Here is a 21,162-nt window from a genome sequence, read left to right as displayed (position 1 = left end):
TGGCGGTGGGCGAGGCGGAGCCGGACGGCCGGGTCCGCGCGGCGGGGGACACGGTGACGCGCGAGGCGGACGGCGTGGCGGAGGCGGAGGCGCCGGGTGGCGCGGGGAAGCCCGGCGGGGCGGACGCGGCGCCGAACGCCATCACCGTGCCGCCCGCGGGCACGGCCGCCGCCGTGAGGACGAGCAGCAGCCGCACGAGGCGGAGCAGAAGTCGCAGCCTTGGAGTCACGTCGGTGACCTCCCGGAACCCAGTGCCGTGTCCGGCGGCGTACCCGATGCCGTGACCGGCGGAAAACCGACGGAATCCAGCCTCACATTCGGCGCCACCGCGGGCATTTCGGGATGGGCCGTCAGGTCTACGGCCGCTCCTTGACCGCGTCGTACGGCCGCTCCGTCACCGCGCCGTACGGCGGCCAGTCACCCCGTCTACGGCGGCCCGGACCGGGAGAGCGGCGGCGCGAGGGGGCGCGGCGGTGATGAGGTGGGGCCGTGCGAGACAATGACGGCATGGAGATGCCGAGGAACGAACGGTCGCCGGAAAATCCCCAGATCCTCGTCGTGGGCCAGGACGGCACGGCGCTCGGAGGCGGCGGGGACGAGGGCTCCCGCGAGATCCCCGTGACGGAGCAGGTGGAGCAGCCCGCGAAGGTCATGCGGATCGGCAGCATGATCAAGCAGCTCCTGGAGGAGGTGCGCGCGGCTCCCCTCGACGAGGCCAGCCGGGTACGGCTCAAGGAGATCCACGCCAGCTCGGTCAAGGAGCTGGAGGACGGGCTCGCGCCGGAGCTGGTCGAGGAGCTGGAGCGGCTCTCGCTGCCCTTCACGGACGAGGTCGTCCCGAGCGACGCGGAGCTGCGGATCGCACAGGCCCAGCTGGTGGGCTGGCTGGAGGGCCTGTTCCACGGCATCCAGACCACGCTGTTCGCCCAGCAGATGGCCGCCCGGGCCCAGCTGGAGCAGATGCGCCGCGCGCTGCCGCCGGGCATGTCCCCGGAGGGCGACGACGAGCACATGGGCGGCCGCTCGGGCGGGCCGTACCTGTAGAGCGGGGTCAGGACCCACGAGGACCACACGGAGAAGGGCCCGGCGGACATGCCGCCGGGCCCTTTTCAGCGCAGTACGGTCACGGGTTGCCCGTGGACACGTTGATCTGGATCTCCACGTCCTTGGGGTCGACGTCGGTGTCGGGCTTGGGGAACTGATCGGTGACGGCCCCGTCGCCGTAGGTGTTCTCGTCGACGTGGACTTCCTTCACCCGCCAGCCCGCGGCCCGCGCGCACTCCTTGACGGACTTCACGTACTTGTAGCGGAAGTCCGGGAGCCGCACCTTGTCCGGGTCGTTGTACGACTCGTCCGGCTCGGTGCACTCGGTCTTGTCGATCGTCTTGCTGGTGTCGGGCCCCCGGTAGCCCGCCGCGTGCCGGGGGGCGGAGGGGGAGGCGCTGCCGCCGCCCTTCCCGTGGTTCTCGTCGCCGCCGCCCCGCAGGGACAGCGCGACGAGAAGCCCGGCGACCGCGACGAGGGCCACGGCGACCGAGGCGACGACCACGGCCTTGTTGCTCCGGCCGGAGGCCGGGGGAGCCGACGGGCCCGGGGCACCCGTGCCGAACCCGGGCTGTCCGTACCCCACCGGCGTGGTCGGGTAGCCACCCTGCTGCGGATACCCGTAGGACGGGGTGCCGTACGGGTTCTGCGGCGCGACCGGCGCGACCGGCGCGACGGGCACGGCCGGCTGGTACGGCTGCTGGACGGCGCCGCCCTGCGGGACCGGGCGGGTCTGGTCGACGGGCGGGAACACGGTCGAGCCGACGCCCGCGCCGCTCTGCACGGGACCGGCGCCCGGCACGATGCTCGGCGCCGCCTGCTGGAGCGAGGCCGCCACGCGCAGGCACTCCTCGCGCATCGCCTCGGCGGTCGGGAAGCGCTCGTTGGGGTTCTTCCTCAGCGCGCGGGCGACCAGCGCGTCCACCGCCGGGGGCAGCGCGCGGTTGATCGAGGAGGGCGCGACCGGCTCCTCCTGCACATGCGCGTACGCGATGGCCAGCGGGGAGTCCGCGTCGAACGGCAGGCGTCCGGTGACCAGTTGGAACAGCATGATGCCGACCGAGTAGAGGTCGGAGCGGGCGTCCACGCCGCGGCCGAGGGCCTGTTCGGGGGAGAGGTACTGGGGGGTGCCGACGACCATGCCGGTCTGGGTCATGGAGGTGACGCCGGACTGCATCGCCCGCGCGATGCCGAAGTCCATCACCTTGACCACGCCGCGCGGGGTCACCATCACGTTGCCCGGCTTGATGTCGCGGTGGACCAGGCCCTTCTCGTGGCTGATCTCCAGCGCCGCGAGCACGTCGGCGGTGATCCGCAGCGCCCTGTCGGCGGGCATCGCGCCCAACTGCCGTACGTCCTCGGCCAGGACGGAGCCGAGGGGGCGGCCCTCGACGTATTCCATGACGATGTACGGCATACCGTCCGCTTCGTCCTCGCCGGTGTCGAAGACGGAGACGATATTGGTGTGCGTGAGCTTGGCCACGGCCTGGGCCTCGCGGCGGAACCGTTCGCGGAAGGCCTGTTCGCGGCCGAGTTCGGTGTGCAGGGTCTTGACCGCGACCTGACGGTCGAGTACCGCGTCGTAGGCCAGGTGCACGGCGGCCATGCCGCCCTCGCCGAGCAGGTCGCGCAACTGGTAGCGGCCACCGGCGAGCGCCCGCCCCGAGTACCGGCCCTGTGCGCCGTCCTGGCTCATCTCTCCGTGTCCCCCACTGGCCTTCGCGGGCCGCCGCAGAGCGAACGCGCCGTGCGCGTACCTGCCTTGATCGAATGTGTCATTCCCGGCCAAGTCTGCCCCAGGGCGGTGACACGTCAAGCTCGGTGCCCGTTCCGTGACCGTACGCGAAGGAAGCGTCGCGGAAGCGTTACAGCAGGTGTACGGAGGTCGCACGGAATTTGCACGAGGGTGTGGGGTACCGGTTTCATGGCCGGTCCGTCTCGGGTCGGCCCCGGTCCCGGATCGGGACCGGCGGTCACCTCGAAGGCTGTAGCGTGGCCGACGGAGACCGTAACAACACCGCTTGAAACGCGGGCAGAAACGACGGCGAGGACCGATGGCACAGACGCACGGCGCCCAGGGCCCGTCCGACGACCCCGAGGTGGTCACGGGCGGCATGTCGGACGCGCCGGAGGCGTGGGGCAACGCCGGACTCGTCGGCGACGGCCGCTACCGGCTGACGCACCGGCTCGGCCGGGGCGGCATGGCCGAGGTGTTCGCGGCCGAGGACATCCGCCTGGGCCGCACCGTCGCGGTCAAGCTGCTCCGCGCGGACCTCGCCGAGGACCCGGTGTCCAAGGCGCGCTTCACGCGTGAGGCCCAGTCGGTCGCCGGACTCAACCACCACTCCATCGTCGCCGTGTACGACTCCGGCGAGGACGAGGTGAACGGCCAGGCCGTGCCGTACATCGTCATGGAGCTGGTCGAGGGCCGCACCATCCGCGATCTGCTGATCGACGCCGAGGCGCCGGGCCCCGAGCAGGCCCTGATCATCGTCTCCGGGGTGCTGGACGCGCTCGCCTACTCGCACCAGCACGGCATCGTGCACCGCGACATCAAGCCCGCCAACGTCATCATCACCGACAACGGCGCGGTCAAGGTGATGGACTTCGGCATCGCGCGCGCCCTGCACGGCGCGCAGTCGACGATGACCCAGACCGGCATGGTCATGGGCACCCCCCAGTACCTCTCCCCGGAGCAGGCGCTCGGCAAGGCCGTCGACCACCGCTCCGACCTGTACGCGACCGGCTGCCTGCTCTACGAACTCCTCGCACTGCGGCCCCCGTTCACCGGTGAGACCCCGCTCTCGGTGGTCTACCAGCACGTCCAGGACATGCCGGTGCCGCCCTCGCAGGTCGCCGCCGGTGCCCCGCCGGAGCTGGACGGCCTGGTCATGCGCTCGCTCGCCAAGGAGCCCGACGACCGGTTCCAGACGGCCGAGGAGATGCGCGGCCTGATCCAGTACGGCCTGCAGATGCTGTACGACCAGGGCAGCCACACCGGCACCTGGAACACCGGCCCGGTCGACGCCCCCGAGGCCCGGCACACCCCGCCCGGCGGCTTCGCGGGCACCACGGTGATGCACCAGGCCGGCGGGTACGGCGGCGGCACCACGCAGATCCCGCAGCCGATCCTGCCCGGCGGTTACGGCCGCGGCGACGACGGCGGCTTCGAGGGCGGCGGCAACCGGGGCAGCGGCCGCGGCAAGCTGTGGCTGCTGGCCGCGCTCGCGGTGGTCGCGGTGGTGGCCGGTGTCGCGCTCGCGCTGAACAACTCGGGCGGGAAGGACACGCCGAAGGACAAGCAGTCGCCGAGCCAGTCCCAGACCCAGGACCAGGACGACAAGGTCACCGAGACCCCCGACGACAACACCACCGAGGCGCCCGAGCAGAACACGGGCACGCAGGGCGGCGGCTCGGGCGGCTACAGCGGCGGCGGCTACCGGAAACCGTCGTACACCCAGACCCAGCCCACCACCTCGGGCCCGACGGACGATCCCACGGACACCACGGATGGCGGCACCGACCAGGGCACGACGGGCGGTACCGACGAGGGCACGACCACCGGCAGCGGCGGCGGCACCGACAGCGGCGGGAGCCAGGGCACGGCGGCCGGCGGCACGGGCCAGAGCGGTACCTCGACCGACGGCGGTACCGGTCAGACCGGTACGACCGGCACCACCGACGGTGCGCCGACGACCGGCGGCACCACGGGCACCACGACCGAGGGCAGCGCGGGCGGCGACGGGACTTGAAGGCCGTCGGCCCCGGCCCCCACGACATCCCAGTGACGGGGCCGGGCCGCCGGAACCGGACGCCGCTCAGCCCGTGAAGGCGTCGCAGACCGCCTCGTACTCGCGGGTCCACCACGCCACGAGGGCGGAGGCGGCCGGGAACTGGCAGTCGGCGCGGGTGTCACCGCGCTCGTAGTGCCAGCGCAGCATCCAGAAGTCGTTCAGGCGCTCCCACCACACCCGGTGCACGGCCGCCGCCAGCTCCGAGGGCGTGGCGCGGGCCGCGCGCCGGTACGTGCGGGCGTACGCCCTGACCTTCGGCAGGTCCAGCGTGCCCGCGGGCCGCAGGAAGAAGATCGCGGCGGCGCGGACCGCCTCCTCGGCACGTGGCTGCACCCCGAGCCGGTCCCAGTCGACGATGGCGGCCGGGGCGTCGTCGACGTAGAGCAGGTTGAACGGGTGGAAGTCGCCGTGCACCCAGCCCACCGGACCGCCGCGCGGCGGACGCCGTCCCGCGTGCTGTTCCAGCAGGTCACGACGTTCCAGCAGCCGGTGCCTTGCCAGTTCGTCGAAGGCGTCGGCGGGCCGGTGGCGGCTGACGTGGCAGAGCAGGTCGTCGATGAGGGCGTGGGTGTCGGCCGGGTCGGCGCTCTCCACGGGATGCGGGCTCGTCGCCGGGCGGGTGCGTCCCTTGGGCGGCATCACGCGCTCCAGACAGGCGTGCACGGCGCCGAGGAGTGCGCCCAGGCGTGCGCTCTGGGCGCGCGTGAGCTGGCCGCCGTGCCGGTGGCCGCCGTCGATCCAGGGGTGCAGGGCGTACGCGTGGCCGCCGATCACGGCGACCGTGCGGCCCTCGCTGTGGGTCAGCGGCTGGGCGACCGGCACCCCGACCGCGGCCAGCCGCCCGGTGGCCCGGTGGCGGCGCTCGATGGCGGCGGGGTCGGCGGTGTCCGGGTCGAAGTGGTGCTTGAGGAAGTAGTGGCCCCGGGTGGTGCGCACCCGGTACCCCCGGTTGAGCAGCCCCTGGTCGACCGGTTCGCAGGCGAGGGCCGTACCGGCTCCGTAAAGGCGTAACAAGGCGCCAAGTGGGGGCGCGTGGGGCACGAGGGGTGGTACACAAAGGCGCTGCACGCGGCAGATGCTAGGGCACGAAAAGCAGCCGTGAGCTGGGCCTTGTCACAGGCAGTCGCCGCCGATCGCATTCGGTCACACGATGTACCGCCGTGAACTCCGGGGCGGTTTTCGCGCGGTTCCCGGGGAATTCCGAAAAGCGCCCGCCAAACCCGCTCCGCACCTGTGCCGAACCTGCGTGACACCCGGTGCCGAATCCGCGCGACACCCGGTGCCACGCCCCGCGCCACGCCCGTGCGCACTCGTGCCCGGAGTCTTCCCGTGACCTGGGTGCGCGGGATAACGTGCCGTTGCTCCGGCCTCCTGCAAGGCTGTGACCAGGGAACTTCCGGACTCTGTCGATTTACTTGGATATCCAAGCAAAATCGCAGGTCAGGTGGGGTTTCACAGAAATGTGGAGCACTGGGTAACGTAAATGTCGCAGGGCGCTCGCCGGGGCACCTGTCACGCCTGTTCCCGGCCGAGTGGCACCCACCCCGTGCCCGGTGGACGTGAACAGGTGGCCGCTCCCCCCGGCTCCGACCGAGCAAGGGGGACCTCAGGCTCACCGGCAACCCCGGGAGCCGGAACGACGGAGGAGCACACGTGACCGTGGACAGCAGTGCCGCGCGCAAGCCGCGACGCGGCGCCGCAGGCAAGACCGGGAAGACCGGCGGCAGCGCCGCAGCCACCGGGACCAGGCGCACCACCCGCACCGCCGCGAGGAAGAGCACCGAGCCCGAGCTGGTGCAGCTGCTGACGCCCGAGGGCGAGCGCGTGGCGAACGCCGAGTTCGACGCGTACGTCGACGGCATCACCGCCGAGGAGCTGCGCGGTCTCTACCGCGACATGGTGCTCACCCGCCGCTTCGACGCCGAGGCCACCGCCCTGCAGCGCCAGGGCGAGCTGGGCCTGTGGGCCTCGCTGCTCGGCCAGGAGGCCGCCCAGATCGGTTCGGGGCGCGCCACCCGCGAGGACGACTACGTCTTCCCGACCTACCGCGAGCACGGCGTCGCCTGGTGCCGCGGGGTCGATCCCACCAACCTGCTCGGCATGTTCCGCGGGGTGAACAACGGCGGCTGGGACCCCAACGGCAACAACTTCCACCTGTACACGATCGTCATCGGCTCGCAGACGCTGCACGCCACCGGCTACGCCATGGGCGTCGCCAAGGACGGCGCGGACTCGGCCGTCATCGCCTACTTCGGCGACGGCGCCTCCAGCCAGGGCGACGTGGCGGAGTCCTTCACGTTCTCCGCGGTCTACAACGCTCCCGTCGTGTTCTTCTGCCAGAACAACCAGTGGGCGATCTCCGAGCCCACCGAGAAGCAGACCCGCGTCCCGCTCTACCAGCGCGCGCAGGGCTACGGCTTCCCCGGTGTCCGCGTGGACGGCAACGACGTGCTGGCCTGCCTCGCCGTGACCCGCTGGGCGCTGGAGCGCGCCCGCGACGGCGAGGGCCCGACCCTGGTCGAGGCGTTCACCTACCGGATGGGCGCCCACACCACCTCCGACGACCCCACCCGCTACCGGGGCGACGAGGAGCGCCAGGCCTGGGAGGCGAAGGACCCGATCCTGCGCCTGCGCCGGTACCTGGAGGCCGCAAACCACACGGACGAGGGATTCTTCGCGGAACTGGAGGCCGAGTCCGAGGCGTTGGGCAAACGAGTGCGCGAAGCGGTCCGTGCCATGCCCGACCCGGACCGGTTCGCCATTTTCGAGAACGTGTACGCGGACGGGCACGCGCTCGTCGACGAGGAGCGCGCCCAGTTCGCCGCCTACCAGGCGTCGTTCGCGGACGTAGAGGGGGGCAACTGAGATGGCCGAGAAGATGGCTCTGGCCAAGGCGATCAACGAGTCGCTGCGGCGCGCCCTGGACGAGGACCCCAAGGTCCTGGTGATGGGTGAGGACGTCGGCAAGCTCGGCGGCGTGTTCCGGGTGACCGACGGTCTCCAGAAGGACTTCGGCGAGAGCCGGGTCATCGACACCCCGCTGGCCGAGTCCGGCATCGTCGGCACCGCGATCGGCCTGGCCCTGCGCGGCTACCGCCCGGTGGTGGAGATCCAGTTCGACGGATTCGTCTTCCCGGCGTACGACCAGATCGTCACGCAGCTGGCGAAGATGCACGCGCGCTCGCTGGGCAAGGTCAAGATGCCCGTCGTCGTGCGCATCCCCTACGGCGGCGGCATCGGCGCGGTCGAGCACCACTCGGAGTCCCCCGAGGCGCTGTTCGCGCACGTGGCCGGTCTGAAGATCGTCAGCCCGTCCAACGCGTCGGACGCCTACTGGATGATGCAGCAGGCCATCCAGAGCGACGACCCGGTGATCTACTTCGAGCCCAAGCGGCGCTACTGGGACAAGGGCGAGGTCGACTTCGAGGCGATCCCGGCCCCGCTGCACAAGGCCCGCGTGGTCCGCGAGGGCACCGATCTGACGCTGGCCGCGTACGGCCCGATGGTCAAGCTCTGCCAGGAGGTCGCCGCGGCGGCCGCCGAGGAGGGCAAGTCCCTGGAGGTCCTGGACCTGCGCTCGGTGTCCCCGCTGGACTTCGACGCGATCCAGACCTCGGTGGAGAAGACCCGCCGCCTGGTGGTCGTCCACGAGGCGCCGGTGTTCTTCGGCTCCGGCGCGGAGATCGCCGCGCGCATCACCGAGCGCTGCTTCTACCACCTGGAGGCCCCGGTGCTCCGGGTCGGCGGCTACCACGCCCCGTACCCGCCGGCCCGCCTGGAGGAGGAGTACCTGCCGAGCCTGGACCGGGTGCTCGACGCCGTCGACCGCGCCCTGGCGTACTGAGGAAGGTTTCGTGACGACGATGACGGAAGCTTCCGTGCGCGAGTTCAAGATGCCGGACGTGGGCGAGGGGCTCACCGAGGCCGAGATCCTCAAGTGGTACGTGCAGGTGGGCGACAAGGTCACCGACGGCCAGGTGGTGTGCGAGGTCGAGACCGCCAAGGCGGCTGTCGAACTCCCCATCCCCTACGACGGGGTGGTGCGCGAGCTGCGCTTCCCCGAGGGGACGACGGTCGACGTGGGTATGTCGATCATCGCGGTGGACGTGTCGGGCGGCGAGGTGCCCGCGGTCGCCGAGCCCGAGGTGGCCGCTGCTCCGGCCGCCGCCGTCGAGGAGGAGGCCGAGCCGCAGAAGCGCCAGCCGGTGCTCGTCGGGTACGGCGTGGCGGCGTCCTCCACCAAGCGGCGCCCGCGCAAGGGCCCCGAGGTGACGGTGTCCGCGGCCGCGCAGGCGGTGCAGTCCGAGCTGAACGGCCACGGTACGGCCGCGCCCGCGCCCGCCCCCGTGAAGGAGCGCCCGCTGGCCAAGCCGCCGGTGCGCAAGCTGGCCAAGGACCTGGGCGTCGACCTCGCCACGGTGACGCCGTCCGGCCCGGACGGGATCATCACCCGCGAGGACGTACACGCGGCGGTGGCCCCGGCGGAGCCCGTGACCGAGGCGCCGACGGCTCCCGCTGTGGTGCCGGCGCCGGTGCCGACGTACGACACGTCCCGCGAGACCCGTATCCCGGTCAAGGGGGTCCGCAAGGCGACCGCGCAGGCGATGATCGGCTCGGCGTTCACGGCGCCGCACGTCACGGAGTTCGTGACGGTGGACGTGACGCGGACGATGAAGCTGGTCGAGGAACTCAAGCAGGACAAGGAGTTCGCGGGGCTGCGGGTCAACCCGCTGCTGCTGATCGCCAAGGCGATCCTGGTGGCGATCCGGCGCAACCCGGACATCAACGCGTCCTGGGACGAGGCCGCCCAGGAGATCGTGCTCAAGCACTACGTCAACCTGGGCATCGCCGCGGCCACCCCGCGCGGTCTGATCGTGCCGAACATCAAGGACGCGCAGTCCAAGACGCTCCCGCAGCTCTCCGAAGCGCTGGGCGACCTGGTGACGACGGCCCGCGAGGGCAAGACCTCCCCTGCGGCCATGCAGGGCGGCACGATCACCATCACCAACGTCGGCGTCTTCGGCGTCGACACCGGCACGCCCATCCTCAACCCGGGCGAGTCCGCGATCCTCGCGGTCGGCGCGATCAAGCTCCAGCCCTGGGTCCACAAGGGCAAGATCAAGCCCCGCCAGGTCACCACGCTGGCACTCTCCTTCGACCACCGCCTGGTCGACGGCGAACTGGGTTCCAAGTTCCTGGCGGACGTGGCGGCGATCCTGGAACAGCCGAAGCGGTTGATGACCTGGGCATAGTGTGCCCTTCTGACCTGCGGAAATGCTGAGACCGTAAGCTGTGCTTACGGTCTCAGCATTTCTCAACTGCCCACAGTGAGCGGCACGCTCAGACCGTAGGGAGCACGTACACCGGCGCCCCGTTCTCCGCTCCTCCACGAGAGCGGATGCAGGCGTGTTTGTGGAGCATGCGCAGGCATTCGTTGACCCGACGGACCGTCAACCCCGTGCGAGCCGCGAGGGATTCGAGGGGCTCGCGGAGTTCTCCCTTTTCGACCAGGACCGGGGCGATGACGACCGCCACGGTCCAGACGTCTTCCGTCACGGACAACCGATCGCGCCAGTCGGCCAGGACGGTGGCGGTGGTGGTGTGGCGGGCGGGGACAGTGGTGCGGGTGAGGGTCAGGCCGTCGAGCCGGTCCGCGATCCGGCCCATCGCCTCGGCGATGGCCTGTTGCGCCGTCAGCGTGGCGTGCTGCGTGGCGAGCATCTCCCTTTGCAGCGCCAGTGATTCACGCTGTGCGCCCGCCAACTCCGCGTCCAACTGGAGGTTGTGCGCCTCCAGGCGGACGATGGCCTCCGCGACCTGGTCCGGCATCGCGTAGGCGATGGGGGAGCCGGGAGCGGTCGGCTGTACCTCGGCCTCTTCGAGAGAGTACGAACCCTCTCGCTGTACGGTCTCGATCACTTCCGCGACCCACTCCTTGAAGGGGGCGCAGGCGGGTTTGGTGCAGGCGTTGACGAGGAGAATCAGACCTTGGAGGTCGATCAGATTCATGTCTCGGCGCCACTGTCTACCTGCGGGAACGCTGAGAGCGTAACCCCCAGTTACGCTCTCGATCGTCTCTCGATGGGCCTCGGGGACATGGTCCGAAAGAGCTTTGCGGGCGTTCGTGTGGCCCAGTTGCCGGCACACATCCACTGCCGGAAACCAATGGCTCCCGTCCGGCATCGTCAGCCTCCGTACGCGCTCTCCGGTCGCCGCGTAGACGAAGTCGCTGATGTCGATGGCCTCGTGGGGTGCGGACGCGTCGGGGCGGTTGCTGGGTTCGTTCATGTGCGTCACCTCCGAGCCGGAACGTAGGGCGGAGGAATTCGCATATGCCAGTTGGGGGACGGGATGTTCACGATTGCGAGGGAAGACGGCGTAATTCCCGGGTTTCGGCCTGGCCCGGTGTGCTAGTGGGAAGCGTCTGCATATGCCAGAGGCCCGCCGCGGCCGAGTTGGCTGTGGCGGGCCTCTTCCCCCGGTTTGTGGGGCGGACTACTTGGCGAAGCCGTAGTTCAGGAGCTTCTTGGCGTCCGTCTCGCGCTGGGTGACCGACGTCGAGGCGAGGACCGTGCCGATGACCGTCTTGCCGTTGCGGGTGGCGGCGAAGACCAGGCAGTACTTGGCCTCGGGGCCGGAGCCGGTCTTCACGCCGATGGTGCCGCTGTAGTTGTTGAGCAGCGTGTTCGTGTTGGTCCACGCCTTCATCGTGCGCGTGCTGCCGGTCTTGGTGACCGTCTTGGCCGTGTACGACTTGGTCTTGACGATCGTGCGGAACGTGGCGTTCTTCATCGCGCTGCTGGCGATCTTCGTCAGGTCGCGCGGCGTCGAGTAGTTGGAACCCCGGCCGATGCCGTCGAAGGAGTCGAAGTGCGTGTTCTTCAGACCCAGGCTCTTCGCGGCGGAGTTCATCTTGCCGAGGAAGGAGTTCACCCGGGCGGTGTGGGTGGTGCCCGCGCCGAACTTGTCCGCGAGGACGTAGGCCGCGTCGCAGCCGGACGGCAGCATCAGGCCGTACAGCAGCTGACGGACGGTGACCTTGTCGCCGACGATGAGGCCGGCGGAGGAGCCGTTGTTGGCGACGATGTAGTCGCTGGCGCCCTTCGGGATCACGACCTTGGCGTCCAGGTTGAGGTTCGGCTGCGCCAGCACGACCTTGGCGGTCATGATCTTGGTGGTCGAACCGGTGGAACGCCGGGTGTCCGCAGCCTTCGTGTAGAGCGACGCGCCCGTCGAGTTGTTCATCACGTAGCCGCCCGCGGCCACGATCGAGGGCGCGGTCACGGCCTGCGCGGGGACCGCGGTGAGGGCGCCGGTGGTGAGCAGGGCGCCGGACGTCACGGCGACGGCGGCGGCCTTGCGGAGGCGGGAGCCCTTGATGCCGGTAATCAAAGCGAAATACCTCGATTGTCTTGAATGCCCTGTGAAAAGCGGCCTGGTTGAGGTGGCATAAAAGTGGGGCCGCACGTGTGTGACACCCCTGAGGGGTGGATGGTTGCGGGGTGCGGAGGGATTTTTTCCGCCGTCTTTACGGGAGTCGCGGCCCGGTCCGCATCATGGACGGCACTCCCCGACGGACACCTGTTGTATCTATCCTGTGGCCATGCAAACGGCCACCAGGCAGCCACCCGCCGCGGAACGCGTCTACGCCCACGTCAAACAAGGTGTCCTCGACCGCAGTTACGAGGGCGGCACCCTTCTCACCGAGGGCGAACTGGCCGAGGCGGTGGGCGTTTCGCGCACGCCCGTCCGCGAGGCCCTGCTGCGCCTGGAGGCCGAGGGGCTGCTGCGGCTGTACCCGAAGAAGGGCGCCCTGGTGCTGCCGGTCTCCGCGCAGGAGATCGCGGACGTGGTGGAGACCCGGCTGCTCGTCGAGGAGCACTCCGCCCGTAAGGCCGTACCCGCCCCGCCCGCGCTGGTGGAGCGGCTGACCGAACTGCTGGAGCGGCAGCGGGAGCAGGCCGCCGCCGGTGACTTCGCAGGCGCCGCCGTCACCGACCGCCGCTTCCATGCCGAGATCGTCCGCAGCGGGGGGAACGAGATCCTCTCCCGCCTCTACGACCAGTTGCGCGACCGGCAGTTGAGGATGGGCGTCGCCGTCATGCACTCCCACCCGGACCGCATCGCCAAGACCCTCGCCGAGCACGCGGAGATCCTGGACGCGCTGCGCTCCGGCGACGCCGAGGCGGCCGTCGAGGTCGTGCACCGGCACGTGGGCTGGTTCTCCCACCTGGCGCGCGGGGAGGTGCGATGAGCGCGCGGGCGGATGAGATGGGCCGTGTCCTGCCGGGCGATCCGCCGGGCGGCCGGCGCGCGGTCGCCGTGTGGTGCACCGGCGTCGCCGTCTACTTCGTCGCCGTCATCTTCCGCACCTCGCTCGGCGTCGCGGGCCTGGACGCGGCCGACCGCTTCCACGTCGGCGCCTCGCAGCTGTCGACGTTCTCGATCCTCCAGCTGCTGGTGTACGCGGGGATGCAGATACCCGTCGGCCTCCTGGTCGACCGCCTCGGCACCAAGAAGGTGCTGGCCATCGGCGCCGTCCTCTTCACCGCCGGTCAGCTCGGCTTCGCCTTCTCCCCCTCCTACGGCACCGCCCTCGCCTCCCGCGCGCTGCTCGGCTGCGGCGACGCGATGACCTTCATCAGCGTGCTCCGGCTGGGCACCCGGTGGTTCCCGGCGCGACGCGGCCCGATGATCGCCCAGCTCGCGGCGCTGGCGGGCATGGCGGGCAACCTCGTCTCCACCCTGGTCCTCGCCCGGCTGCTGCACGGGCTCGGCTGGACCCCGGCGTTCGCGGGCAGCGCGCTCGCGGGTGTGGTCGTCCTGGTCCTGACGCTGCTGTTCCTCAAGGACCACCCCGAGGGCCACGAGCCGGAGCCGTCCCCGCACCGGGGCGCCGCCTACGTCCGCCGTCAGATCGCCGAGTCCTGGCGGGAGCCCGGCACCCGGCTCGGCATGTGGGTGCACTTCACCACCCAGTTCCCGGCGATGGTGTTCCTGCTGCTGTGGGGGCTGCCGTTCCTGGTCGAGGCGCAGGGGCTCGGCCGGGCCGCCGCCGGTGAACTCCTCACGCTGGTCGTCCTGTCCAACATGGTCGTCGGCCTCGTCTACGGCCAGATCGTCGCCCGGCACCACGCGGCCCGGCTGCCGCTGGCCCTCGGCACGGTCGCCGCGACCGCCCTGTTCTGGGCGCTCACCCTCGCCTGGCCCGGCGACCACGCCCCCCTGGCGCTGCTCCTCGTCCTCTGCGTGGTCCTCGGCGCCTGCGGTCCCGCCTCCATGCTCGGCTTCGACTTCGCCCGCCCCGCCAACCCGCCCGAGCGCCAGGGCACCGCCTCCGGCATCACCAACATGGGCGGCTTCGTCGCCTCCATGACGACCCTGTTCGCGATCGGCGTCCTCCTGGACGCCACCGGCGACGACTACGCCGTCGCCTTCTCCGCGGTCTTCGTCCTCCAGGCCGTCGGCATCGTCCAGATCCTCCGCCTGCGGGGTCGCGCGGCTCGGCGTGAACGGGAGCGGCTGGTGGCGAGCCGGGTGGAAACGGTGCATGTGCCTGCGGCGTGAGGGGTGGGGTCGGCTGCGGGCGGTGTGACAGGGTGCGGGATGCGGCCCGTGCCGGTGGTACCAGCGAGGTGAGGGGCGAGGGGGCGGGTTTGGTGCGTGGAGCCGATCCCGCCCACGGGGGGGGCGTGACGACGGGGTGGGTCCGGCCGTACGCGGGGGCGTGACGGGGTGGGGCGGCCGCCGGTACCGGGGGCACGTGATAGGGCCCCGGTAGTCGGCGCACGGGGCTTCCGCCCCGGCGGGCGAGCACCCGTCGCACCGGCCTGCGGCGCCGGGGTGACTGTCTGGGGAAGGGGGCGTCCCACCCGCGGCAGCGGCCGCCCCGTTGGCCCGCACCGCAGGAGCACCGCAGCGCCGAGGCAGCTCCACCGCACCACCTCGACGACGCCCCCGCCGAACCGCCGGAGGCTACGGCGTGATGGTGAAGTTCCGCAGTATCGCCGACACCAGTTCCGGGTCGCCCTCCGTCTTCACCCGGTCCGTGACCGACTCCGGGGTCACCCGGCCGCAGGCGAGCCTGAAGTAGGTCTCCCAGTCGAGGGTGAAGGAGGCGGCGGGGCCGAGGGCGGGGGCGGTTTCGAGGGTGCCGCGACCCTGGATGTCGACGCGGATGGTGCGCAGGAACTCGATGGGACCGTGGACGTCGAAGACGATGGCCGAACTGCGGGGCGCGTCCGCGTTCTTGGCGACGACCTTGGGGAGCGCGAGGAGGAGCACGTCGCGGGTGACGTGGGCACCCGGGGAGTCGAGGTTGCCGGGACGGCCGAGGGCGGTGCGCAGGTCCTGCTCGTGCACCCAGACGTCGAACGCCCGCCGCCGCATGGCCTCTTCGAGGGTGATCTCCTTGCCGAACGGCCCGCGCACCAGCGTGCCCGGCTCACGGGACTCGTTGCGCAGCTGGCGGTTGCGCCGGATGATCGTGTACTCCAGCTCGGACGTCATCTCGGGCGCCGTGTGATGGCGGCGTACGTCGACCTGCATCTCCATGTACCGCTGCTGCTCGTTGGTGACGTGGAAGAGGTCGCGGGGCAGCGCGTGGATCGGCCGGGGGTCGCCGAGCATCTCGCAGTCCAGGCCGATGACGTGCGAGACCACGTCCCGCACCGACCAGCCGGGGCAGGGCGTGCGCCGGTTCCACTCCCCCTCGACAAGGGGGTTGACCAGCTCGGATATCGCGTCGACGGAGTGGGTCCAGGCATCGGCGTAGGGCTGGAGGGTGGGATGCAGACTCACGGAACGGGAACCCCTCGGCGGTCGGTACACGGGCAGGATCGAACGGCTTGCCGGCGGGCGGCGGCTGCACTCGGTGGTGTCTGGGGACTCCTCCGCTCTCGGCTTCGCTCGAGCGGGGGAGACCCCCAAGTTACGCTGCCCCGAGGCCCCCAGGCAGTGCTTTCGTGTGACGATCGTAGGCCCGTGGGAACGACTCGAATGCCAGGACGGTGGTAGTGTGCGCGCCTCGCTGATCCAGATCGCCGTGGACGACCGTGAATCAGTGGCTGACCGGCGACAACGCGCGGTCGCACTGGTGCGCGAGCAGGCCGGTGCGGACCTCGTGGTCCTGCCCGAACTGTGGACCACCGGCGCCTTCGCCTACGAGGACTTCGGGACCGAGTCCGAGCCGCTGGAGGGCCCCACCCACGAGGCGATGGCCAAGGCCGCCGCCGACGCGGGCGTGTGGCTGCACGCCGGGTCGATCCCGGAACGCGACCCCGACGGCACCCTCTACAACACCTCGCTCGTCTTCTCCCCCTCCGGCGACCTGGCCGCCGCCTACCGCAAGATCCACCGCTTCGGCTTCGACCAGGGCGAGGCCGTGCTGATGGGCGCGGGCAGCGACCTGGTCACGGTCCGGCTGCCGGACACCACGCTCGGCCTCGGCACCTGCTACGACCTCCGCTTCCCCGAACTCTTCCGCTCCCTGACCGCCGCCGGTGCCGAGACCCTGGTGCTCCCGGCGGGCTGGCCCGAACGGCGGCGCGCGCACTGGACGCTGCTGGCTCAGGCGCGGGCGGTCGAGAACCAGGCGTTCGTGCTCGCCTGTGGAACGGCCGGTACGCACGCCGGAGTTCCGCAGGCGGGTCACTCGATCGTGGTCGATCCGTGGGGCGAGGTGCTGGCCGAGGCGGGCGCGGACGAAGAGGTCCTCACGGTCGAGTTCGACCCCGCGAAGGTCGCCGAGACCCGCGAGCAGTTCCCCGCCCTCAAGGACCGGGTGCTCGGCCTGGAACCCCCACGCCGCTGAAAGCCCCTTCGCGCGTTACCCGTCCTCCCGCTCCTTCTCCGCCAGGTGGATCACACAGACCGCCACCGCGATCAGGAGCGCCGGGTCCGCGTCGTCCCGTACGACGTCCACGCCGTAGGTCTCCCGCACCGTCAGCAGACGGCGGGAGATCACGGCGAGGAGTTCGCCGTCGTACTCGATCGCGAACTCGCGGTCGAGGATCTTGCCGCTGACGTCGAGTTCGGTGCCGTCGGTCAGGTGGACGCGGTAGTGGTTGCGCAGCAGGGAGAAGTGCTTGCGCTTGACGGTGGCCAGGCCCTCGCCGTCCCGTTCGATCACCATGGTGTCGCGCAGGGCGAACATCTTCTTGTGGATGTCGATCAGGACGCGGCCCTGGGCGTCCTTCAGCTCGAAGGTGTCGCGCAGCCGGAGGGCCTTGCCGTCGACGAGGTAGACCTTGCGGCCCTGGTCGTCCTCGATCCAGTAGTCGTCACCGATGCCGAAGACGCGGTCGCGTACGAGGAATCTCATGAGGGACCGGTTCCCCGGCGGGGGCCGTTCCTCACCGCCCCGTCCGCCCTCACCGCCCCGCCAGTCCGCACCGTTCCGTCCGGCGGACCGAAGCGCCTGCGGTACTCCGACGGGCTCAGCCCCGTCTCGCGCCGCAGCCGGGCCCGCAGATTGGCCGCCGTACCGAGGCCGCTGCGCGCCGCCACCACGTCCAGGCGCAGCTCGCCCCGCTCGATCAGCCGGCAGGCCAGCGCCACCCGCTCGCCGGTGAGCCAGGCCAGCGGGGTCGTGCCCAGCCGCGTACGGAAGCGGCGGTGCAGGGTGGCCGGGGAGAGGGCCGCGCGGGCGGCCAGGTCCGCCACCGTCAGGGGGTCGCCGAGCCGTTCCTGCGCCCAGGCCAGCAGTGGGCCGAGCGAGCCGTCGGGGATCTCGGGCAGCGGGCGCTCCACGAACTGCCGCTGTCCGCCGTCGCGGTGGGCGGCGAAGACCAGGCGGCGGGAGACGGCGTTGGCGATCTCGGCGCCGTGGTCGGCGCGCCAGATGTGCAGCCCGAGGTCGAGCGCGGCGGCGCTGCCGGACGCGGTGAGCACGTCACCGTCGTCCACGTAGAGCACGTCCGGCTCCAGCAGGACCTTCGGGTGCAGGTCCCGGAAGGTGTCCACCCAGCGCCAGTGGGTGGTGGCCCGGCGGCCGTCCAGCAGGCCCGCCTCCGCGAGAGCGAAGGTGCCGGTGCAGAAGCTGACGACGCGGGTGCCGCGCGCGTGCGCGTCGCGGATGGCGTCCAGGACGGCGGGGCGGCGCGGGACCACGTTGTCCGGGCGCCCCGGCACGATCAGGGTGTCCGCCTCGGCCGCCGCCTCCAGGCCCGGCACCCCGGCCAGCGTGAAGAAGCCGTGGTTCATCCGCACCTCGGGGGTGGGCGTGCACAGCGTGACCTCGTACAGCGGCCCCGGCAGCCCCAGCTCCGGGCGGGGCAGGCCGAACAGTTCGGTGGCGACGCCCATCTCGAAGGGGTTGGTGCCCTCGTCCACGATCACGGCGACCCGATGGGGACGCGGCGGCCCTACCGGCTGACAGGATTCTTGCGCCATGTGCGATTTCTAGCACTCGTGCGACCCCGGCGCGCGCCCGCAGCATGGAGCCATGGCAACCAGCGAACCCCAGTCCCTGGAGACGGTCCTCGCCTCCTTCTCCGACCAGTGGAGCCCGCGCATCGTCACGTCGGTCAACGACTACGACGTCCGCGTCGCCAAGGTGGAGGGCGAACACCTCTGGCACGCGCACGACGACACCGACGAGTTCTTCCTCGTGCTCTCCGGCGAGCTGCACATCTCCCTGCGCGAGCCCGCCGGTGAGCGCACGGTGAAGCTGCCGAAGGGCTCCGTCTTCACCGTCCCGCGCGGCACCGAGCACAAGCCGTACGCCCCCGTCCCCACCGAGATCCTGGTCCTCGAACCCACCGGCACGCTCAGCGTCGGCGACCGGCACGAGGAGATCCCGGACCACGTGGACGCGACGACGGGCCACGCGCTGGACTGACCCCGTCCCGTACGGTCGGCTGTATGACAGCGGAGTCGAAGGCCCCGGCGCCCCGGGTGCAGCTCGCCATCGGCATCGTCCGCCGGGGCGAGGAGGTGCTGCTTGTAAGGGAGGCTCTCGGCGCCCACGGCGAAGCGCTCTGGTCGCTGCCCGGCGGCGGGGTCGAGGACGGCGAGCTGATGCACGAGGCGCTCCGGCGCGAGCTGCGCGAGGAGACCGGGCTCCTGGTGGACGACCCGGTGCGCACCGCCTTCCTCCTGCACATCGACTCCGAGAGCCACCCCTCCGCACTGGCCGTCGCCTTCGAGATCGACCGGTGGGAGGGGGAGGTCGCGCCGGAGGACAGCGACATCGAGCGGGCCGCCTTCTTCCCCCTGGCCGAGGCCCTGGAGCTGCTCGGCGCCCTGGACAGCCCCGTGCAGCGGGACCCGGTCGTCGCCTACCTGAGCGGGGCGGCCGCACCGGGGAGCACCTGGATGTACCGCTACCGGGGCGGCGAGGAGACCCTGCTCGCCCGCTGGTGACCGGCCGCGCGCCCGGACCCCGCCCGCCGGTGACCGGCCGCGCGCCGAGCGTGACGTCGTACGGCGGTTACGGGGTGTTCGCACGCGAGTGGCACCCTTGACACATGACCGACTCCGCACCTCGTCGTACCCGTGTCCGCGCCCCCGAGCTGATCGGCAAGGGTGGCTGGCTGAACACGGGCGACCAGCAGTACACCCTCGCCGACCTGCGTGGACGCATCGTCGTCCTGGACTTCTGGACCTTCTGCTGCATCAACTGCCTGCACGTCCTGGACGAGCTGCGCGAGCTGGAGGAGCGGCACCGGGACACCGTGGTGATCATCGGCGTGCACTCGCCGAAGTTCGTCCACGAGGCCGAGCACCAGGCCGTGGTGGACGCGGTGGAGCGGTACGGCGTGGAGCACCCGGTGCTCGACGACCCGGAGCTGGCCACCTGGAAGCAGTACGCGGTGCGCGCCTGGCCGACGCTCGTGGTGATCGACCCCGAGGGGTACGTCGTCGCGCAGCACGCCGGTGAGGGCCACGCGCACGCGATCGAGAAGCTGGTCGAGGAGCTGGAGGCCGAGCACGAGGCCAAGGGCACCCTGCGCCGGGGCGACGGCCCGTACGTGGCGCCCGAGCCCGAGCCGACCGTCCTCCGCTTCCCCGGCAAGGTGCTGCTGCTGCCCTCCGGGAACTTCCTGGTCAGCGACACCACCCGGCACCAGCTGGTCGAGCTGGAGCAGGACGGCGAGACCGTCGTGCGCCGCATCGGCTCCGGCGACCGGGGTCTGGCGGACGGCGGTGCCGAGCAGGCGTCCTTCAACGAGCCCCAGGGCCTCGCGCTCCTGGACGACGGCGCGGTGGTCGTCGCCGACACCGTGAACCACGCCCTGCGCCGCCTCGACCTCGCCACCGGCGAGGTGACCACCCTGGCGGGCACCGGCAAGCAGTGGATGCAGAGCAACCCGACCTCGGGCCCGGCCCGCGAGACCGCGCTGTCCTCCCCGTGGGACGTCGCCGTCTTCGGCGGCAAGGTGTGGATCGCCATGGCGGGCGTCCACCAGCTGTGGACGTACGACCCGGCGGCGGGCACCGTCGAGGTCGCGGCCGGTACCACCAACGAGGGCCTGGTCGACGGCCCCGGCACCGAGGCCTGGTTCGCGCAGCCCTCCGGTCTCGCCGCGACCGAGGACCGGCTCTGGCTGGCGGACTCCGAGAACTCCGCGCTGCGCTGGGTGGACCTCGAAGGCCATGTGCACACGGCGGTCGGCACCGGCCTCTTCGACTTCGGACACCGTGACGGTGCCGCCGAACAGGCCCTGTTCCAGCACCCGTTGGGCGTCACCGCGCTCCCGGACGGCTCGGTCGCCGTCTCCGACACCTACAACCACGCCCTGCGCCGCTTCGACCCCGCGACCGGCGAGGTCACCACGCTGGCGACCGATCTGCGCGAGCCGAGCGACGCCGTGCTGGTGGGCGAGGACATCGTGGTCGTCGAGTCGGCCCGGCACCGGCTGACCCGGCTGCGGCTGCCCGAGGAGGCGGTCCGGGTGGAGGCGGTCGCCCACCGCACCCAGCGCGCCGCGACCGAGGTGGCTCCCGGCCGGCTGCTCCTGGACGTGATCTTCCAGGCCCCGGCGGGCCAGAAGCTCGACCTGCGCTACGGCCCCTCGACCCGCCTGCTCGTCTCCTCCACCCCGCCCGAGCTGCTGCTCAAGGGCGAGGGCGCGGACACGGACCTGAGCCGCGAGCTGGAGCTGAACCCGGCCGTCACCGAGGGCATCCTGCACGTCTCGGCGATGGCCGCGTCCTGCGACGACGACCCGGCCAACGAGTACCCGGCCTGCCATGTCCACCAGCAGGACTGGGGCGTCCCGGTCCGCCTCACCGAAGCGGGCGCGGACCGGCTGCCGTTGGTCCTCGCCGGGATGGACGAGCGCTAGGAACAGCCGAGTTGGGGCCGGGACTCCTCAAGTCC

18 protein-coding genes and 1 pseudogene are annotated in these 21,162 nt (G+C 71.5%); 11 read left to right on the top strand and 8 right to left on the bottom strand.

Annotated features, from left to right (window positions below; all coding sequences use genetic code 11):
• Positions 1–229 (bottom strand): annotated as a pseudogene (locus tag GTW40_RS25040) (hypothetical protein); the annotation flags it as partial.
• A 278-nt stretch (positions 230–507) separates the two neighbouring features.
• Here GTW40_RS25040 and GTW40_RS25035 point away from each other — a divergent pair.
• The gene (locus GTW40_RS25035; RefSeq protein ID WP_161182431.1) at positions 508–1,044 is read left to right on the top strand and encodes a bacterial proteasome activator family protein; all 537 of its coding nucleotides are present in this window, start codon (positions 508–510) and stop codon (positions 1,042–1,044) included.
• A 79-nt stretch (positions 1,045–1,123) separates the two neighbouring features.
• On the opposite strand, the gene GTW40_RS25030 is transcribed toward GTW40_RS25035, so the two are convergent.
• Positions 1,124–2,740 carry a Stk1 family PASTA domain-containing Ser/Thr kinase gene (locus GTW40_RS25030; protein ID WP_161182427.1) on the bottom strand — a complete coding sequence of 539 codons (1,617 nt, stop codon included), beginning with the start codon at positions 2,738–2,740 and terminating at the stop codon, positions 1,124–1,126.
• A gap of 358 nt (positions 2,741–3,098) precedes the next feature.
• Between GTW40_RS25030 and GTW40_RS25025 the strand changes: the two genes are divergently transcribed.
• Positions 3,099–4,796: a protein kinase gene (locus tag GTW40_RS25025; protein WP_161182426.1), complete on the top strand. Its 1,698-nt coding sequence runs from the start codon at positions 3,099–3,101 to the stop codon at positions 4,794–4,796.
• Between the two features lie 66 nt (positions 4,797–4,862).
• Here GTW40_RS25025 and GTW40_RS25020 read toward each other — a convergent pair whose 3' ends face one another.
• A complete protein-coding gene (locus tag GTW40_RS25020; protein ID WP_343245781.1) occupies positions 4,863–5,879 on the bottom strand; it encodes a phosphotransferase in 1,017 nt (338 codons plus the stop codon).
• 612 nt (positions 5,880–6,491) lie between these two features.
• On the opposite strand from GTW40_RS25020, the gene pdhA reads away from it, so the two are divergent.
• Genes pdhA through GTW40_RS25005 form a run of 3 tightly spaced genes read left to right on the top strand, consistent with a single transcriptional unit; the run spans position 6,492 to position 10,090 of the window.
• Entirely contained in the window at positions 6,492–7,703 is a 1,212-nt protein-coding gene (gene pdhA, locus GTW40_RS25015) for a pyruvate dehydrogenase (acetyl-transferring) E1 component subunit alpha (protein ID WP_161182424.1), read from the top strand.
• A 1-nt stretch (position 7,704) separates the two neighbouring features.
• Positions 7,705–8,682, top strand: coding sequence for an alpha-ketoacid dehydrogenase subunit beta (locus GTW40_RS25010; RefSeq protein ID WP_161182423.1), 978 nt, complete (start codon positions 7,705–7,707; stop codon positions 8,680–8,682).
• A gap of 10 nt (positions 8,683–8,692) precedes the next feature.
• Positions 8,693–10,090: a dihydrolipoamide acetyltransferase family protein gene (locus GTW40_RS25005; protein ID WP_161182422.1), complete on the top strand. Its 1,398-nt coding sequence runs from the start codon at positions 8,693–8,695 to the stop codon at positions 10,088–10,090.
• 88 nt (positions 10,091–10,178) lie between these two features.
• On the opposite strand, the gene GTW40_RS25000 is transcribed toward GTW40_RS25005, so the two are convergent.
• Positions 10,179–11,126: a Bro-N domain-containing protein gene (locus GTW40_RS25000; RefSeq protein WP_161182421.1), complete on the bottom strand. Its 948-nt coding sequence runs from the start codon at positions 11,124–11,126 to the stop codon at positions 10,179–10,181.
• 207 nt (positions 11,127–11,333) lie between these two features.
• Positions 11,334–12,230 carry a D-alanyl-D-alanine carboxypeptidase gene (locus GTW40_RS24995; protein WP_161182420.1) on the bottom strand — a complete coding sequence of 299 codons (897 nt, stop codon included), beginning with the start codon at positions 12,228–12,230 and terminating at the stop codon, positions 11,334–11,336.
• Between the two features lie 211 nt (positions 12,231–12,441).
• Between GTW40_RS24995 and GTW40_RS24990 the strand changes: the two genes are divergently transcribed.
• Both GTW40_RS24990 and GTW40_RS24985 read left to right on the top strand, forming a co-directional pair.
• The gene (locus GTW40_RS24990; protein ID WP_161182419.1) at positions 12,442–13,092 is read left to right on the top strand and encodes a GntR family transcriptional regulator; all 651 of its coding nucleotides are present in this window, start codon (positions 12,442–12,444) and stop codon (positions 13,090–13,092) included.
• Positions 13,089–14,405, top strand: a complete 1,317-nt coding sequence (locus tag GTW40_RS24985) for an MFS transporter (RefSeq protein WP_237525667.1) — start codon at positions 13,089–13,091, stop codon at positions 14,403–14,405. The genes GTW40_RS24990 and GTW40_RS24985 overlap by 4 nt, the downstream gene beginning before the upstream one ends.
• A gap of 408 nt (positions 14,406–14,813) precedes the next feature.
• Here the strand turns inward: GTW40_RS24985 and GTW40_RS24980 are convergent, their stop codons facing one another.
• Positions 14,814–15,638, bottom strand: a complete 825-nt coding sequence (locus GTW40_RS24980) for a maleylpyruvate isomerase family mycothiol-dependent enzyme (protein WP_161182418.1) — start codon at positions 15,636–15,638, stop codon at positions 14,814–14,816.
• 217 nt (positions 15,639–15,855) lie between these two features.
• Between GTW40_RS24980 and GTW40_RS24975 the strand changes: the two genes are divergently transcribed.
• Entirely contained in the window at positions 15,856–16,650 is a 795-nt protein-coding gene (locus tag GTW40_RS24975) for a carbon-nitrogen family hydrolase (protein WP_161182417.1), read from the top strand.
• Between the two features lie 15 nt (positions 16,651–16,665).
• Here the strand turns inward: GTW40_RS24975 and GTW40_RS24970 are convergent, their stop codons facing one another.
• Complete coding sequence (locus GTW40_RS24970; protein WP_161182416.1) at positions 16,666–17,160, bottom strand: LURP-one-related family protein; 495 nt, start codon at positions 17,158–17,160, stop codon at positions 16,666–16,668.
• Entirely contained in the window at positions 17,157–18,230 is a 1,074-nt protein-coding gene (locus GTW40_RS24965; protein ID WP_237525666.1) for a helix-turn-helix domain-containing protein, read from the bottom strand. Before GTW40_RS24965 ends, GTW40_RS24970 begins: the two co-directional genes overlap by 4 nt.
• A gap of 52 nt (positions 18,231–18,282) precedes the next feature.
• On the opposite strand from GTW40_RS24965, the gene GTW40_RS24960 reads away from it, so the two are divergent.
• The 3 genes from GTW40_RS24960 (at position 18,283) to GTW40_RS24950 (ending at position 21,127) form a co-directional block, all read left to right on the top strand.
• The gene (locus GTW40_RS24960; protein WP_161182415.1) at positions 18,283–18,678 is read left to right on the top strand and encodes a cupin domain-containing protein; all 396 of its coding nucleotides are present in this window, start codon (positions 18,283–18,285) and stop codon (positions 18,676–18,678) included.
• Positions 18,679–18,701: 23 nt separating this feature from the next.
• Positions 18,702–19,202, top strand: coding sequence for an NUDIX hydrolase (locus GTW40_RS24955; RefSeq protein ID WP_161182414.1), 501 nt, complete (start codon positions 18,702–18,704; stop codon positions 19,200–19,202).
• Positions 19,203–19,306: 104 nt separating this feature from the next.
• Positions 19,307–21,127 (top strand): thioredoxin-like domain-containing protein, encoded by a 1,821-nt coding sequence (locus tag GTW40_RS24950; RefSeq protein ID WP_161182413.1) that lies wholly within the window; start codon positions 19,307–19,309, stop codon positions 21,125–21,127.
• Positions 21,128–21,162: the final 35 nt, after the last annotated feature.

Source organism: Streptomyces sp. SID4985 (genome assembly GCF_009863025.1).
GTDB lineage: Bacteria > Actinomycetota > Actinomycetes > Streptomycetales > Streptomycetaceae > Streptomyces.
This window is presented reverse-complemented; position numbering and strand designations above follow the sequence as displayed.